The 389-nt window shown below is 69.7% G+C and carries 1 protein-coding gene; it reads left to right on the plus strand.

Features of this window, described 5'->3' with window-relative positions; translation table 11 throughout:
• On the plus strand, positions 1-389 hold a 389-nt coding region (locus AC1DKD_RS42375; RefSeq protein WP_477144886.1), incomplete at both ends, for a diguanylate cyclase domain-containing protein.

Raw genomic sequence — 389 nt, forward strand, 5'->3', positions numbered from 1 at the left:
GACCTGGACCGCTTCAAGATCGTCAACGACACCGCCGGCCACGCCGCCGGCGACGTGCTGCTGCGCGAGCTTGGCCATGTGATCCGCCACCATGTGCGGCCCGACGACCTGCTCGCGCGCCTGGGCGGCGACGAGTTCGCGCTGCTGCTCAAGGACTGCAGCGTGGACCAGGCCGAGCACGTGTGCCAGAAGATCATCGATGCCGTCCGCAGCCAGCGCTTCCCCTGGGAAGGGCGCGTCTACGATGTGGGGGCCAGCATCGGCATCACCGCCATCGACGACGAGACGCCACCGATGGGCGAACTGATGAGCCGCGCCGACGTGGCCTGCTACGCCGCCAAGGCGGCCGGGCGCAACCGCGTCTCGGTGTACCGCCGCGACGAAAGCGA

This window comes from Cupriavidus sp. 05T313, from assembly GCF_056396665.1.